Origin of the sequence: Collinsella sp. AF11-11 (assembly GCF_003465485.1) — a bacterium.
Classification (GTDB): Bacteria; Actinomycetota; Coriobacteriia; order Coriobacteriales; family Coriobacteriaceae; genus Collinsella.
Genome location: NZ_QSAS01000004.1, coordinates 20,517 through 35,938 on the forward strand (window position 1 = coordinate 20,517; position 15,422 = coordinate 35,938).

Annotated in this window: 14 protein-coding genes and 2 tRNA genes; all 16 read right to left on the bottom strand. The window is 62.1% G+C overall.

Annotation, left to right across the window (positions count from 1 at the left end; all coding sequences use genetic code 11):
- The gene (ffh, locus tag DWV58_RS04165) at positions 1 to 1,476 is read right to left on the bottom strand and encodes a signal recognition particle protein (protein ID WP_117776292.1); all 1,476 of its coding nucleotides are present in this window, start codon (positions 1,474 to 1,476) and stop codon (positions 1 to 3) included.
- Positions 1,477 to 1,486: 10 nt separating this feature from the next.
- Positions 1,487 to 2,404 (bottom strand): signal recognition particle-docking protein FtsY, encoded by a 918-nt coding sequence (gene ftsY, locus DWV58_RS04170; protein ID WP_117564147.1) that lies wholly within the window; start codon positions 2,402 to 2,404, stop codon positions 1,487 to 1,489.
- Positions 2,404 to 5,940, bottom strand: a complete 3,537-nt coding sequence (gene smc / locus DWV58_RS04175) for a chromosome segregation protein SMC (RefSeq protein WP_117776293.1) — start codon at positions 5,938 to 5,940, stop codon at positions 2,404 to 2,406. The genes ftsY and smc overlap by 1 nt, the downstream gene beginning before the upstream one ends.
- 10 nt (positions 5,941 to 5,950) lie before the next feature.
- Positions 5,951 to 6,676 (bottom strand): ribonuclease III, encoded by a 726-nt coding sequence (gene rnc, locus DWV58_RS04180; protein ID WP_117776294.1) that lies wholly within the window; start codon positions 6,674 to 6,676, stop codon positions 5,951 to 5,953.
- 3 nt (positions 6,677 to 6,679) lie between these two features.
- Positions 6,680 to 6,922: an acyl carrier protein gene (locus DWV58_RS04185; protein ID WP_055309519.1), complete on the bottom strand. Its 243-nt coding sequence runs from the start codon at positions 6,920 to 6,922 to the stop codon at positions 6,680 to 6,682.
- A gap of 124 nt (positions 6,923 to 7,046) precedes the next feature.
- Entirely contained in the window at positions 7,047 to 8,066 is a 1,020-nt protein-coding gene (gene plsX / locus DWV58_RS04190) for a phosphate acyltransferase PlsX (RefSeq protein ID WP_117776295.1), read from the bottom strand.
- 87 nt (positions 8,067 to 8,153) lie between these two features.
- On the bottom strand, positions 8,154 to 8,333 hold the full coding sequence (gene rpmF / locus DWV58_RS04195; protein WP_022094017.1) for a 50S ribosomal protein L32: 180 nt from the start codon (positions 8,331 to 8,333) through the stop codon (positions 8,154 to 8,156).
- A 64-nt stretch (positions 8,334 to 8,397) separates the two neighbouring features.
- The gene (locus DWV58_RS04200) at positions 8,398 to 8,952 is read right to left on the bottom strand and encodes a DUF177 domain-containing protein (protein WP_055309521.1); all 555 of its coding nucleotides are present in this window, start codon (positions 8,950 to 8,952) and stop codon (positions 8,398 to 8,400) included.
- Positions 8,952 to 9,449: an ATPase gene (locus DWV58_RS04205; protein WP_040358176.1), complete on the bottom strand. Its 498-nt coding sequence runs from the start codon at positions 9,447 to 9,449 to the stop codon at positions 8,952 to 8,954. The genes DWV58_RS04200 and DWV58_RS04205 overlap by 1 nt, the downstream gene beginning before the upstream one ends.
- A gap of 68 nt (positions 9,450 to 9,517) precedes the next feature.
- The gene (gene coaD / locus DWV58_RS04210) at positions 9,518 to 10,015 is read right to left on the bottom strand and encodes a pantetheine-phosphate adenylyltransferase (RefSeq protein WP_117716044.1); all 498 of its coding nucleotides are present in this window, start codon (positions 10,013 to 10,015) and stop codon (positions 9,518 to 9,520) included.
- A complete protein-coding gene (gene rsmD / locus DWV58_RS04215; protein ID WP_117776296.1) occupies positions 10,008 to 10,664 on the bottom strand; it encodes a 16S rRNA (guanine(966)-N(2))-methyltransferase RsmD in 657 nt (218 codons plus the stop codon). The genes coaD and rsmD overlap by 8 nt, the downstream gene beginning before the upstream one ends.
- Positions 10,661 to 12,838, bottom strand: coding sequence for an ATP-dependent DNA helicase RecG (gene recG, locus DWV58_RS04220; RefSeq protein ID WP_117776297.1), 2,178 nt, complete (start codon positions 12,836 to 12,838; stop codon positions 10,661 to 10,663). The genes rsmD and recG overlap by 4 nt, the downstream gene beginning before the upstream one ends.
- A gap of 10 nt (positions 12,839 to 12,848) precedes the next feature.
- Positions 12,849 to 14,510, bottom strand: a complete 1,662-nt coding sequence (locus DWV58_RS04225; protein WP_117776298.1) for a DAK2 domain-containing protein — start codon at positions 14,508 to 14,510, stop codon at positions 12,849 to 12,851.
- 27 nt (positions 14,511 to 14,537) lie between these two features.
- Entirely contained in the window at positions 14,538 to 14,927 is a 390-nt protein-coding gene (locus DWV58_RS04230; protein ID WP_187361832.1) for an Asp23/Gls24 family envelope stress response protein, read from the bottom strand.
- Positions 14,928 to 15,088: 161 nt separating this feature from the next.
- Positions 15,089 to 15,163: transfer RNA gene (locus tag DWV58_RS04235), tRNA-Asn, on the bottom strand.
- Between the two features lie 34 nt (positions 15,164 to 15,197).
- Positions 15,198 to 15,272, bottom strand: a tRNA-Asn gene (locus DWV58_RS04240).
- Positions 15,273 to 15,422: the final 150 nt, after the last annotated feature.

Consider the following 15,422-nt stretch of genomic DNA (forward strand, 5'->3'; position numbering starts at 1 on the left):
CTATTTGTTATTACGCATCTGCGCTTCCATCTGGCGCAGCAGCTCCATATCGGACTTGGGACCGCCCGTACCCAGGCCGCCCATGCCGCCCAGACCCATAGCGTCCAGGCCAGGGATATTGGGCATGCGTATCTTCTTGCCCTTCTTTCCCTTTTTTCCCTTTTTGCCGCCGGCCTGCGCCTGATTGGCCATTGTGCGCATGCGGCCCATCATCTTATTCATCTCGCCCCACTGCTTCATAAGGCTGTTGACCTCGGTGGGGGTTACGCCGGCTCCCTTGGCAATGCGGGCGCGGCGCTGGCCGTTGATGATAGAGGGGCGCAGGCGCTCCTCCTTGGTCATCGACATGATGATGGCCTCGTTCTTATCGAAGATGCCCTCGTCCAGGTTGCCGCCCATCTGGTTGAGTGCACGCTGACCACCGGGGAGCATGCCCAGAATGCCCTTCATGCCGCCCATCTTCTTGACGGCCTTCATCTGGTCGAGCATATCGTTCATGGTGAAGCCCTCGCGCAGCATACGCTCGGCAGCCTCGAGCTGCTCGGCATCGGCGGCCTCCTGGGCCTTCTCGATGATGCCGACGACATCGCCCATACCCAAGATGCGCTTGGCCATGCGGTCCGGGTAAAACGGCTCAAGCGAGTCGGGCTTCTCGCCCATGCTCACGAACTTGATGGGCTTGCCGGTCACCTGGCGCACCGAAAGTGCGCCGCCGCCACGGGCGTCACCGTCGAGCTTGGAGATGATCACGCCGTCAAAGTCAGTGCGCTCGGCGAAGGTCGAGACGACGTTGACGATGTCCTGGCCGGTCATGGCATCGACGACCATCAGCACCTGGTCGGGCTTGACGGCCTTCTTGATGTCGACCGCCTCCTGCATCATCTGCTCGTCGATCTGAAGACGACCGGCGGTATCGACGATGACCACGTCACGCAGGTGGTCGACGGCCTCCTGGATGGCGCCCTTTGCGATGTCGATCGGGTGCGCTCCGTCACCGCGGAAGACCGGCACGCCGATCTCGCCACCGAGCGTGGCCAGCTGGTCGGCAGCGGCGGGACGGTAGACGTCGCACGCGGCGAGCAGCGGCGAGCGGCCCTGCTTCTTGAGCAGGTAGGCCAGTTTCACGGCCGCCGTGGTCTTACCGGAGCCCTGCAGGCCCACGAGCATGATGACATTGGGAATGCGGTTGCTAAAGACGAGCTTGCTCTCGGTTGAGCCAAGCATCTCGGTGAGCTCGTCGAGCACGATCTTGACGACGTTTTGCGCCGGCGACAGCGACTCCATGACCTCGGCGGTCATGCAGCGCTCCTTGGTCTTGGCGACGAACTCCTTGACGACCTTAAAGTTAACGTCGGCCTCGAGCAGTGCCATGCGAATATCGCGCATGGCCGAAGTAATATCGGCCTCGGTCAGCTTACCCTTGCCGCGCAGGCGGTCAAATGTGTCGTTGAGGCGATCGCTCAGGGAATCAAACACTGGTTACTCCTTAGTTGGACTCGCCCACCAGGGCGCGGCAGAAATCTTTGGCGTTAAACTCCTGCAGGTCATCGACCTGCTCGCCCACGCCGATGCGCAGGATCGGGAGCTTGAGCTTCTCGGCCACGGCCATGGCGATACCGCCCTTAGCCGTGCCGTCGAGCTTAGTCATGATAATACCGTCCAGGCCCAGCGCCTCGTTAAACTCGAGCGCCTGGTTCAGACCGTTCTGGCCAGTGGCGGCATCGATTACAAGCACGACCGAGACGGGCATGGGGCCGGCGGCCATATTGGCGGCGCGCTTACGCGTCACGTTGACCACCTTGGCGAGCTCGCGCATGAGCTCGGGGCTCGTGTGCAGACGGCCGGCGGTATCGATGAGCACCAGGTCGCTGCCGCGCTTATCGGCCTCGTCGAGCACGTCATAGCACACGCTCGCCGGATCGGAGCCGCGGTCACGCTTGATAACCGGTACGCCGGCACGCTGGCCCCACACATCGAGCTGCTCGATGGCGGCGGCGCGGAAGGTGTCGGCCGAACCGATCACCACGTTCTTGCCGCGGGCGGCCATGGCGCTTGCAATCTTGCCGACCGTGGTGGTCTTGCCGGCGCCGTTGATGCCGACAAACAGCACACAGCTCGGCGTATCGGAAAACGGATCGCGCTCAACAGGCACAAAATGGCCCTCGAGCTGCTCGGCCAGGGCGCGGCGAAGCTGCGGGGCGGTCTTGAGGTTCTTCTTGGCCGCGGCGTCGCGCAGGTCATCGGAGACCTGAATGGCGACCTCGGCACCCATGTCACCCATGACGAGGGTGTCCTCAAGATCCTCCCAAAAATCCTCGTCGACCTCGCCGCCAAAGTAGAAGACCTCGTTGAGGGCCTCGCGGCTGCGCTCAAGTCCGCGCGAGAGTGCATCAAAGAATCCCATTATGCATTCACGACCTTTCCGGTTTCGCGATCGAGTTTTTGCGAGACGACGCGACTGACGCCGTCGGCTTGCATCGAGACGCCATAGAGAACGTCAGCATCCTCCATAGTACGGCGCTGATGCGAGATTACCAAGAGCTGCGTATCGGAACGCAGCACATCGAGGGCGCCGATGAGCTTGGACAGGTTGGCGTCGTCGAGTGCCGCCTCGACCTCGTCCAGCACATAGAACGGCACCGTGCGCGTACGGTATACGGCAAAGAGCAGGGCGAGCGCCGTCAGGCTCTTCTCGCCGCCCGACATGAGCATCATCTTGGTGATGCGCTTGCCGCGCGGCTGCGCCACGACCTCGATGCCCGTCTCGGCCGGATGCTCGGGGTCGGTCATCTCCAAATGTGCCTGGCCGCCCGGGAAGAGCATGGCGAAGATCTCGCGGAAGTTCGCATCAACCTTCTCAAACGTCACTAGGAACGCCTTGCGCATCTTGCGATCGATCGCCACGGTGATCTTGGTAAGCGCCTTGCGCGCGCTCTCCAGATCGGCAAGTTGCTCCTCGATGTAATCGGCACGGCGCTTGAGCTGCTCGTACTCCTCCATGGCGACTTGGTTCACAGGGCCCAGGTTGTTGATCTGGCGCACGAGCTGGTTGAGCTCGCGCTCGGCGGCGTCGCGGTCGGTAGGCGCAGGAAGCATGAGCGCTTCCTCGAGCACCGTGGTGCCATCGGCGGTGATGGCCTTGATGGCAGCCTCGACCTGTACCTCGAGCTTGCCGCGCGCCACCTTGAACTCATTTTGCGTCGTGGCGGCAACATCGACCCGCTCTTTGGCGCGGGCGACCTCGGTCTTGGCGTCCTCGATGGTCTTCTTGAGCGAGGCCGAGTCCGCCTCCTCGAGCGACGCCTGGTCGCGCAGGCGCGCAGCCCAATCCGACGCGCGCTCCAGCAGGGCCGAATAGCGCTCGTGCATGGGATCGACGCGAAGGCGCAGCAGCTCGAGCGAGCGCGAGGCCTGACGCGTCCCGCGGATACGACGGTCGATACCCTCCATACGATGCTCAAGATCGGGCACGCGGCCCTTCAGCGAACGCAGGCGCTCGCTCGTCTGAGCCAGGCGTACCTTAGCGTCGGCGAGCTTACCGGCGGCCTCGGAATCGTCACGGCGCACGCGGTCGAGCTCGTCATTGGCCTCGGCAATCTGCAAGCCTAAGTCGCTCGCCTGCGCACGGGCCTCGTCACGCGAACGGGTAAGTTCATCCACGCGCGGGCGTGCGGCACGAACGGCCTCGGCAGCCTGCTCGCGGCGCTTGGAAATACGCACGCGCTCGACTTCGCCATTGTTGGCGCTTTGCTCCAGACGGCCGATCTCGGACAACAGGGAGCGACGCTCGCCCTCAAGACGGGCGATCTCGCCAGCGGCATCGCCCTCGGCGGCACGGGCCTCCTCGACGGCGACGTTGGCCTCAACGACTTGGTCCGAAACATGCTCAAAGATAGCAGCCAGATCGGGCTCCAAGCCCTCGAGCTCACGGATGCGGCGCTTGCGCTCCAAGGCACCCGAAGCCTCGCCGGCATCGAGCCCCACACGCACCAGGCCACCACAGCTCACGCGGGCGCCATCGGGCGTCACGTAGGTCACACCGTCAACGACGGGCGCGGCCAGTGCGGCAGCCAAGTCATCGACAACGTAATAGCCGCCGAGCAGTGCCTCGACGACCGGACCGTAGCCCGCACGCACGGACAGGCAATCGACCAGGCGGGAACCGGCAGCGCCCTTAGCGGCAGCAGAGGCGCTCACACCGCGCGCGACCAGCAGCGCCTCGCCCGAGGCCTTCTTCTGGTCCAGAGCGGCACGACCGGCACGCTCAAGCGCGGACGCATCGTCGAACAGCAGCGCATCGATATCGCCGGCGAGCAATTGCTCAACCAGGCCCTCAAGCTCACGCGGGGCCTCGAGCACGTCGCCCAGACGACCCGAGACATCGTCGCCCAGCGCACCCATCAGACGGCTCACCAGCGGCGAGCTGTCAGCCATGCGGGCATCGAGCTTCTTTTGGCTGGCAAGCTCCGAGCGCACCTCGGACAGTTTGTTGCGCGCCTCGCTCTCGCGGGCACGCAGGTCCTTAAGGGCTGCACGGGCGACCTCGGTAGCCTCGCGAGCATCAATCTGGGCTTGACGGGCCTGATCAAGTGCACTGTCGAGCTCCTCAGCGCGGTCGCGACGGCTCTCGAGTGAGGCCGTGACTTCCTCGAGCTGCTCGTCGATCTGCTCCAGGCGTGAGGCGTACATGTTGTCCTCGACCTCGGCGTTGCTCAGCGAGTCCTTCACCTTGGCGAGTTCGAGCGCCGCGTTATCGGCCACACGCTGCACATCGCGTTGCTCACGCGTAAGCTGCGAAATCTGATTGTCGAGCGCCACGCGCCGCTCGTGGAGCTGAGCGGCGGCAGGACCAGCGGCGTCAACGTCCTCCTGGGCCTGCATGTGCGCGCCGGTCACTTCCTCAAGCTGCGCACGCGCGTCCTCGAGCTCCTCTACCACGCGACGACGCTGATGCTCGGAGCTCGAGATCTGGCCGCGCATGTCGGACAGGCGCGACACCATGTTGTGGCCCTTTTCCTCGAGCAGGCGCATATCGGAGTTAATGCGGCCGACCACGTCTTGCATATGGCGGCGCTGCTCGCCCAGATCGCCCACAAACAGGCCCTTTTCCTCGAGCATGACCTGGAGCTTCTCGAGCTCGCGTTCCTTTTCGCCCAAGCGGTACTGCGCAAGCTCCAGCTCGGCGGCACCTTCCTTGGAGCGGCTCTCCAGGTCGTTCCACTGCGACTGCAGCGAACGCAGCTCGTCGACGGCTAGCATCTGCGTAAGCTCGTTCGCGCGCGAGGAAAGCTCTTTGTACTTGCGCGCGCGATCGACCTGACGCTCCAGGGGTCGCAGCTGACGGGCGATTTCCTTATTGATGTCGCGGGCACGCGTCAAGTGCTCGTCCATCGACTTAATCTTTTTGAGCGCACGCTCCTTGCGGCGCTTGTGCTTGGAGATGCCGGCAGCCTCCTCGATGAGGGCACGGCGCTCCTCGGGGCGGCTCTGCAAAATGGCGTCGAGCTTGCCCTGGCTGATGATGGAATGCGTATCCTTACCCAGACCCGAATCGTGCAGGATGTCCTGAATGTCCATCAGGCGGCACGGACTCGAGTTGATGAGGTACTCGCTTTCGCCCGAGCGATACATACGACGGGTGATGGCGACCTCGTCAAAGTCGACGGGCAGCATATGGTCCGAGTTATCGAGCACCAGCGTGACCTCGGCGACACCCACCGGCTTGCGCGCTGACGAGCCCGAGAAGATGACATCCTCCATGGCCTGGCCGCGCAGCTGCTTGGCGCTCTGCTCGCCCAGGACCCACAGAATCGAGTCAGAGATGTTCGATTTTCCCGAGCCGTTGGGACCGACGATGACGGTCAGGCCCGGCTCAAACGTCATATGGGCGCGGTCGGCAAACGACTTGAACCCTTTGAGCGTGAGGGACTTGAGATACACGGTTCCTCGCTTAAACAGGCTTCTTGTTGAGAATCACGCCGTTGGTGGTGTAGCCCATGCGGTCAAGTGCCTCGAGTGCAGCGGCTCCCTCGGCTTCCTTCTTTGAGGAGCCGGAGCCGCGACCCTGGCGAATACCATCGATCAACACCACGGCGGTAAAGGTGGGCGCATGCGCAGGGCCCTCGGAGCCGACCAGCTTGTACGCGGGAGGCTCGTGGCCGTCGGCCTGCACGCACTCCTGCAAAAACGACTTGGGGTTTGCAGGATGCTCGGCACGCTCGGAAGCCAAATGCGGCTTGAGCGTACGGTGGATAAACTCCGCCGCGGCATCCCAGCCGGCGTCCAGATACAGCGCGCCCACGAGCGACTCGTAGACGTTCTCGAGCGCCGAGTGCAGGCCGCGCGCGCCGGTACCGGTCTCGGAGGCACCAAAGATGATGATGTCATCGATACCCAGCTCGTGCGACACCTCGGACAGCGTGGCGCCCGAGACAAGGGACACCTTCAGGCGCGTGAGCTTGCCCTCGTCAAACTCCGGATAGGTCACAAACAGGGAGCGTGCGACAACGGCGCCCAAAATGGAATCACCCAAGAACTCAAGGCGCTCGTAGCTTGCCGAGACTGGCTGGCCTTCGACGGCCGAAGGATGCGTAAGGGCCGCGCGCAGCAGCACCTTGTCATTGAACTCGTGGCCCAGAATCTCCTGGGCGCGCGTAAGTCGTTCGGATAAAGCCAAGACCTAAGCCTCCCTGGCGTTTTCGATCGCGTCGACGGCGTCGGCGACAGAGTTGAGCGAGAGCAGGGTCTCGTCATCGATCTCGAGATTGAACTCGTCCTCGATAGCCGTAACCAGTTGCAGGCGCTCGAGCGAGTTGGCATCGAGGTCGTCAAAGGTGGTCTCATCGCTAATTTCGGCAACATCGACGCCCAGAACGTCAGCAGCGACCTCGGCGATCTTGTCGAAGATTTCGGAGCGGTCCATAGCGCTTCCTCTCATAGTGCATGAATACCAAAAGAATGGTACCGCCCGGGCGGTACCAAGACACGGTTCTGATTCTACCCCACGAAGCAGGCCGCGAGGCACATAACAGCGCTCTAACTCGCTCTTACAAAACGATGCCGTCCATGGAGTTGGCAACGTTCTCGACCAGCCCTGCGCGCACGGCTTCGGCCGCCGCGAGCGTACCGTTTTTAACAGCCTCGACCGAGGTGGCGCCATGGCCGATCAGGACCACGCCGCGCAAGCCCAAAAGAATCGCGCCGCCCTTGGCGTCGCCCGAAAGCTTGGCCTTTATCTCGCGCATCTGCTTTTTAATGAGCAGCGCGGCGATCTTGGTGCCAAGCGAAGACATAAAGACGCCCTTGAGTTCCTGCAGCAAGAACTTGGCAGCACCCTCGGTGGCCTTGAGCGCAATATTGCCCGACATGCCATCGGCAACGACGACATCGAAGTTACCGGAGGTGATGTCCGTTCCCTCGCAGTTACCCACAAAGCCGGGAACGGCGGCTTTCATGGCCGGGAAGCACGCCTTGGTAAAGTTGGAGCCCTTCTCGTCCTCGGTGCCATTGGCAAGCAAGCCCACGCGAGGATGCTCGATGCCCAGGACAACGCGGGCATAAGCGCTACCCATCTGGGCAAAACGCACCATGTCGTCCACCTCGACATCGGGGTTGGCGCCCATGTCGCACAGCACCGTCAGGCCGCCGGCACGATTGGGCAGCGTATTGGTCAAACAGGGGCGCACCGGCTGCTTCTTGCCTTCGGCCATATATCTAAACGGTGTGACGTAGGCGGTCGCGGCAGCGGTCATGGCGCCGGTGGAGCCGGCGGAGAAAAACGCGTCCGCGTTGCCCTTTTTGATGGCGCGGCAGGCAAGCACGATCGAGGACTTGCGCTTGGTCATCACGGCGCGAATGGGATCGTCATCCATGGCGATAATGTCAGGGGCTTCCAGAGCCTCCACACGCGCATGGGCCGCGGCAAAGGGATTGACGATTTCGGCGGGACCGACTGCCAGGACCTCGATATCGGGATCGGCGGCAAGCGCAGCCTCGATACCATCGAGAACAACCTGAGGTTTCTCGTCTCCGCCCACAACGTCTACACAAACGCGAACGTTACTCATATACATACTCCTTATACAAAAATGGCCGACTCATTGAGCCGGCCATTGTGGTTCCATTTGGAACGGCATCGCATCCAGAGTATACCGTTACTCGGTAACGATAACCTCGCGGTCCTTGTAGAAACCGCAGCTGGGGCACACGTGGTGCGGAAGCTTGACAGCGCCGCAACGAGGGCACGTGGACTGAGCCGCAGCCGAGATCTTCATGTTGGCGGAACGACGGGTGTGAGTGCGGATACGACCCTGCTTTTGTTTAGGTACGGGCATAGTGACCTTCCTTATGAACTATCCAGTGTGGCGATTACGCGCAAGTAGCGATACTACCACAGTTTTACTCGTCGAGCTTGAGATTCTTCAATGCTGCAAATGGATTTTCCGTGGCAGCGGCCCATTCTGCCTCTGCCTGGGCGGCGCAATCGCATTGCTCGACGTTGAGATTGCAACCGCAAGTGGGGCACAGGCCGCGGCAATCGGGCTTGCACAGAACGACAAACGGCGTGTCCATGACGACCGCGTCGTTGATGGGCTCACCCAGATCGACGATGCGGTCCTCACCCAGGAGCTCGTAGCCGTCCTCGTAGGCCTCGGGATCCTCGGGCTCCTCGAAGAGGTAGAACTCCTCGATCTCGCCAGCGATATCAAACGAGGCGGGCTCCAGGCAACGGTCGCACTCGCCGGTGGCGTGCGCGCGGACCATGCCCGTGAGCAAGACACCGGTACCGGCATTGGTAAAGACAACGTCGTAGTCGATGCCGTCCTGTAGCTGGTACTCCTTCTCGCCCACCGTGTAGGTGGCAACATCGACCTTGCCGGTCAGCGGATACGAATCACCAGGAAACTCGAGCTGCTCAGAAAGATCGACGGTAACGCTCGGGAACTCAGCCATTACCACTGACCATTCTGTTGGGCGGCACCCTCGTTGAGCTGCTGACGGCAACGGGTAACGGTGCCGGTCAGGCTCTTGAGGTTCTCCTCCAGGTGCGTAAAGACCTGCTCTGCGTAGTCCTCGGCAGCATAACGCGTCTCGCGCTCGTACTGCTGGGCACGATCGCGGATGTCGTCGGCCTGCTGCTGTGCCAAGCGGACGATCTCCTGCTCACCGGCAATGGTGAGGGCCTGCTGCTGAGCGTCGGCGATGATGGAATCGGCCTGAGCGGCGGCGGAAGCCATAAGCTCCTCGCGCTCCTTAAGGATACGGCGGGACTTCTGCCACTCCTCGGGATAGCTCATGCGGATCTCGTCGAGGATGTTGAAGAACACGTCGGCGTCGATGACCTTGAACTGAGCGTTCTTGCCGAAAGGCGGCTTGGCTTCCTCGATCAGCCCTTCGAGCTCATCGACCAAGCTGACGATCCTATCGCCAGGAAAATTCTCGCCCGGCATCCAGTCTCCTTTCATAGGTAACATATCATCGTGCTAGTTTACCACATGCCACCAGGCAATAAAAAACGTCACGAAAAGCGGTGTCTGAGCGCTTCGACCACGTTGGGCGGGACAAACGTCGATACATCGCTGCCGAGCGAGGCGATCTGGCGAACGACCGAACTCGAGATATAGCCGTACTGCGGCGCACTCATGACAAAGATGGACTCCAACTCGTTATCCAAGCGATAGTTGAGGTCTGCCTGCTGCAGCTCGTACTCAAAGTCGGTCATGGCGCGCAGGCCCTTGACCACGGCCCCCGCCCCCTGCTCGCGAGCGAAGTCGACCAAGAGGCCGGTAAAGGGCAGGACCTCGACGCCGTCGATATCACCGAGCGCCTCGCGAGCCAGCGCCACGCGCTCATCGAGCATAAACGTGGTGCCCACACCGTTTTTACCCTGCGACTCGGCGACAGCGACGATCACGCTGGGAAAGATGCGGCGGGCGCGGCGGATGACGTCGATATGGCCAAACGTGATGGGATCGAAGGTGCCCGGGACGATCACGCGGTTGATGGTGTCACTCATGGGCGTTCTCCTGAACCGTCATGGCATCGTTGTTGTAAGCATCGGTGCCGGCGCAATCTTCCTCACTATCGTCATCGCCGACCCAACGAAGCAGGTCGACCGAGGTAATGCCGTAGCGCTTCTCGCGCACGATCTCAAAGCCTGCCGGATGCGCGCCCGCATCGGCGGCGGCATGCTCAAACAGGGCATAAGCGCCAGGTGCAAGCAGGCCCTGCTGAGCCAGGTTCTGCAGCAGTATCTCGACCGGCTCGGCACCAAAAGCATAGGGCGGGTCGAGCAGGACCAGATCAAAGGGGCCGCCCGGCACACGACCGCGCGAGGCGCTCGCCAGCATGTCGCCCGTTACCACGCGCCAACGCGCACGGTCACGGCAGAGCGACTCGATATTCTTGGTAATGAGCCGCGCGGCATTCCGATCGACCTCGAACGTCGTGAGTGAGCGGGCACCACGTGAGAGCATCTCTAACCCTAAGGCACCGGAGCCGCCAAAAGCGTCCAGCACGCGGACCTCGTCCAGATCGAAGTCGAATGCCGACATGACCATAGATGCGCATGCCTCGCGCACGCGATCGGTCGTGGGGCGGGTGACATCGCGACCACGGGGCTCCTCGATCTTACGACCGCGCCATTCGCCGCCGATGATTCTCATCCTCCGCTGACCTCCTTAAAAATGTGTCGATATCGCATGGCGACCGCATCGCGCAGGGGGCGCGTCGCCACGGAGTCAAGGTTGCAAGCATACCGCAAGAGCTCGACCGCGTCCAAATGGGCCCACTCGATCAGCTCCTCGTCGGCATCCAGGTCGACAAAGCGCAGAGTCACACCGCCATGCTGGCGGTACCCCAGGATTTCGCCCTCGTGGCGCAGACGAAGGTCCATCTGGGCGAGCGTAAAGCCGTCCGAGGTCTTTTCGAGCGACTGGAGACGCTCTTGCGCCGCCGAAGCGCCGCCGTTGCCCTTGGAGTGCGTCATGACCAGGCAGGTGCCCGACACGCTGCCGCGGCCCACGCGGCCGCGCAGCTGGTGCAGGGCCGCCAAGCCAAAGCGCTCACCGTTCTCGATGACCATGACGGTGGCGTTGGGCACGTCGACGCCCACCTCGACCACCGTAGTCGAGACGAGCACGTCGATCTCGCCGCGCTTGAAGGCATCGATAACCTGGTCCTTCTCCCCCGCTGGCATACGGCCGTGAAGGCGCTCGATGGCAAGGCCCGGCAACGCCAGACGCAGGCGATCGAGCTCGGTCGCCGTATCGTGCAGCGGCACGGGAACCGTCACGCGGCCCTCATCGTCGCGGGCAATACCGGGCACGTCTTCCAGCTCATCGACCGAGTCACTCGGCTCCACGAGCGGGCAAATCACGTAGGCCTGCTGACCCTTTTCATGCGCCTCGCGGATGGCGCCATAGGCAAGGTCGCGGCTCGACTCGGTAAGCACGCGTGTCATCACGCCAGCGCCAGGGACGGGCCGATGGCGGATGATGCTCGTGTCCAGATCGCCGTAGACCGAAAGCGCCAGCGTACGTGGGATGGGCGTTGCCGTCATAACGAGCAGATCGGCACCAGGGCCCTTCGCACGCAGGGCGTTGCGTTGGCCGACGCCAAACCGGTGCTGCTCATCGATGACCACGAGCGACAGATGCTTGAACGCAACGTTATCCGAAAGCACCGCGTGGGTGCCAAAGAGGACATCGAGCTCGCCCGATTCCAGCTGCGCATGGATCCGCTCGCGCTCGGCCGCCGGCGTGGCGCCCGTCAGGAGCGCCCAGGTCATGCCAGCCTGCGAAAGCAAGGGGCCGGTCTTATCGGCATATTGACGCGCCAGCACGCCCGTGGGCGCCATAACGCAGGCCTGCGTGCCGCTATCGGCAGCCACAGCCAGCGCGCAGGCGGCAACAGCGGTCTTGCCGGTACCGACATCGCCCAGCAGCAGGCGGTTCATCACGCGCCCGCCATCGCACATATCGCGCAGGATATCTTGGAACGCGGCCTCCTGCTCGTCGCTCAGCGAAAACGGCAGGGCCTGCTTAAGCGCGGCCAGGTGCTCGCCCGCGGCGTGGGCATAGGGCACCACATCGACCAGGCCGCCGTCGTTGCGCAGGCGCAGCGCCAGCTGCAGGTAGAGGCACTCCTCGTAGGCAAGCCGTGCGCGCGCGATATCGCGCTCAGCCATGCTCGAAGGAAAGTGGATCGATCGAAGCGCACGGGCATTGCTCATCAGGCGACGTTTAACGCGCAAGCGTGCGGGAATCGGGTCGAAGGGATTGCCGACGACCTCGAGCGCGCCTCTTACGATGCGGCGCATCCATGCCTGGCTCACGCCGTCACTCACATAATGGACCGGCAAAATGGTGCCCGCAGCACGCCCCTCATCGAGCTTTTCAAAGTGCGGCGAGGCCATCTGCTTAAAACCGTAGGCAAACTCAACCTTGCCCATCACGGCCAGGCGGTCGCCCTGCTTAAGCTGCTGGGCAATCCAAGGCTGACGGAAAAAGGCGACCTGCAGCACGCCCGTCTCATCAACGAGTGAGACCTCGGTCACCTGCATGCGCGGACGCGGCTTCTTTTGAACGATACGGTCGACCGTGGCGATGATGGTGCACACGGTACCAATGGGCGCCATCTCGATGGACCAGGAGCGCGTAAAGTCGAGGTATCGATGAGGGATATGGAGAAGGAGGTCCCCCACCGTCCGAATACCCAGACGGCGAAGGGCCTCCTCACGTTTACCCGAAACATATTTGAGTCGCGCGATATCCTCGTCGAGCGCATTGCTCTGGGCAAAGCGCTCCGAGACGCGCGGCACGGAGCACAGCTCGGACATGGGCAGTTGCCTACTCGATCGAGAAGATCACGGGATAGAGCGGCTGCTCGCCACGATGGGCGTCGACCTCCAAATCGGGCTGAGCCTCCTCAATGGCGTCGACGATCTCCTGGAAGGCTTCATCGGACAGCTCCTCGCCGGCCAGAATCGTCAGCGCGTCACCCTCCTCTTCCTCCTGCATGCGGTTGATGCAATCGAGCGTGACCTGCTTCACATCGGAGCCGACCACGTCAATGGAACCGGCAATGATACCCATGACGTCACCGGAGTGAATCGGCGAGCCGTCGGAGGCGCTGGAATCGCGCACGGCACGGGTGACCTCGCCATCGCGGACCTCGCTGATGGCGTCGACCATAGCGGCGACGGCATCCTCGAGCTCGGAATCGGGCAGGACCGCGAACAGCGCGGAGAAGGCCTGCGGGACGGTCTTGGTGGGAACGACGGCGACCTTCTTGTCGGTGCAGGCGGAGGCAGCGGCCTCGGCAGCCATACGGATGTTACCGTTATTGGGCAGGATGATGACCGAGGTCGCGTTGACCTGGTCAACGGCGCCCAGCAGATCTGCAGTCGAGGGGTTCATAGTCTGACCACCCGACACGATCACGTCAACGCCGAGGGACTTGAGGATGTCTGCCTCGCCGGAACCGGCGGCAACGGCGACAAAGCCCAGGGCCTTCGCGGGCTCGGCGGCCTTCTCCTGGTCCTCGTGGATCTTGGCGGTACGGTCGTGGGCCTCCATCTCCATGTTGTGGATAAAGACCTCGTAGATCTGGCCAAGCTGCAGCATGTGCTCGAGCACCAGGTTCGGGGTGTTGGAGTGCACGTGGATCTTGTAGTCGGGATATGCGCCCACGAGCAGCTCACAGTCGCCCATGGAACCCAGGAACTTAAGGCACTCGTCCTCGTCAAACGGGGCGTCGGCCTTAAACAGGAACTCATTGCAGTAACGGAATTCCGAGCCCTCCCAGTCGTCGTTAGCCTCGATCTCAACGCGGCCAAGAGCGGCATCACGGGCAGAGCCGGCGGAGTCAAACGTAGCGGAGAAATACTCGACAACGGTGCTGCGGCCAAGAGCGGCAGCTACGAAGTTCTCGAGGAAGATGGCAAAGCCAAAGGCGCCGGAGTCGACCACGCCGTTCTCCTTCAGAACGGGCAGCAGGTCGGGCGTGCGAGCGACGGACTGGTAGGCCTCGACGACGATGGCATCGAGCGCGTCCTCGGCCGAGAACTTCTTCTTTTCGCACTCGTCGGCCTTGGTCGAGACATCGCGCAGCACCGTGAGAATCGTGCCCTCGATGGGCTTACGGACGGCCTGGAAGGCGACCTTGACGGCGCGGCGGAACGCATAGGCGATGTTGGCGGACGTGATGGGCTCATCAGCAGAGACGAGACCCTCGGCCACGCCGCGCAAGATCTGAGAGGTGATGACGCCGGAGTTGCCGCGGGCACCCATCAGGGAGCCGTGGGTGATGGCGCCGGCGATGGCCTCCATATCGGCATCGGCGGGAAGGGCGGAAAGCTCCTTGGTCACCGAGGCGAGCGTGAGCGACATGTTGGTACCGGTGTCGCCGTCGGGTACGGGGAAGACATTGAGCTTGTTGATCTCCTCGGCCTTGTCGGAAACAGCAGCCGCAGCGATCGGAAAACAGGTGCGAATGGTCTTTGCAATCATGGGTATTTGAATCTCCGTTTTCGGATGCTAGTTCAGACGGCTCTTGAGCGCGTCGATGTGAATGCCGATCTTAAGGCTGGCGGGATCGATCTGGGCGATCTCCTGCAGGGTGAAGGCAACGGAGCTCGAAAGATTGTGGCAGACGGACTTCATGTTGACGCCGTTCTCGAGCACGACGTGAAGATCGACCGTAAGGCCGTTCTCGTCGGCGGAGACAAGCACGCCCTTGCGGAGGCGCTGACCGGCAAGCAGGCGCACGCTCTCGGCGCCTTGGAGCTGCTCAGCCATACCGACGACGCCATAGCACGTCATCGCAGCATAACCGGCAATATCGGCAATAACGTCGTTCGAGACGCTCAGGCTGCCGTTAATGGTCTCAGACACAAGAATCTCCTTATCTGGTGCTCGCGGCACCATGTCGTGGGAGCAATCATTGCAATATTCTACAACGACCGCGCCATGTTGAGGTGGTGGGTCGCGGGATTACATCCTCGACACGAAATGTTGATATGGCAACGTTCGAGTCAAGTGGTCGCGGCATGAAAAAACCCGCCGCATAAGCGACGGGTTCTACAACCTGGCTCCCCGGGTAGGACTCGAACCTACAACAGCGCGGTTAACAGCCGCGTGCTCTACCATTGAGCTACCGAGGAATTAAAAAGCCCAGCGTAATGGGCTGAGAAATTCTGGCTCCCCGGGTAGGACTCGAACCTACAACAGCGCGGTTAACAGCCGCGTGCTCTACCATTGAGCTACCGAGGAATAGGTGCGTGCTCTCAAGCAACGAAATTTATTATACGGACGAATCAGCTCAGGGCAAGAACTTTTTTAAGAAATTTTCCGCCCTAGTCATTGGGAACGTTCTTAAACGACTAGTCATTCAAGAACGTCCCCAATGACTACATGAAAGCG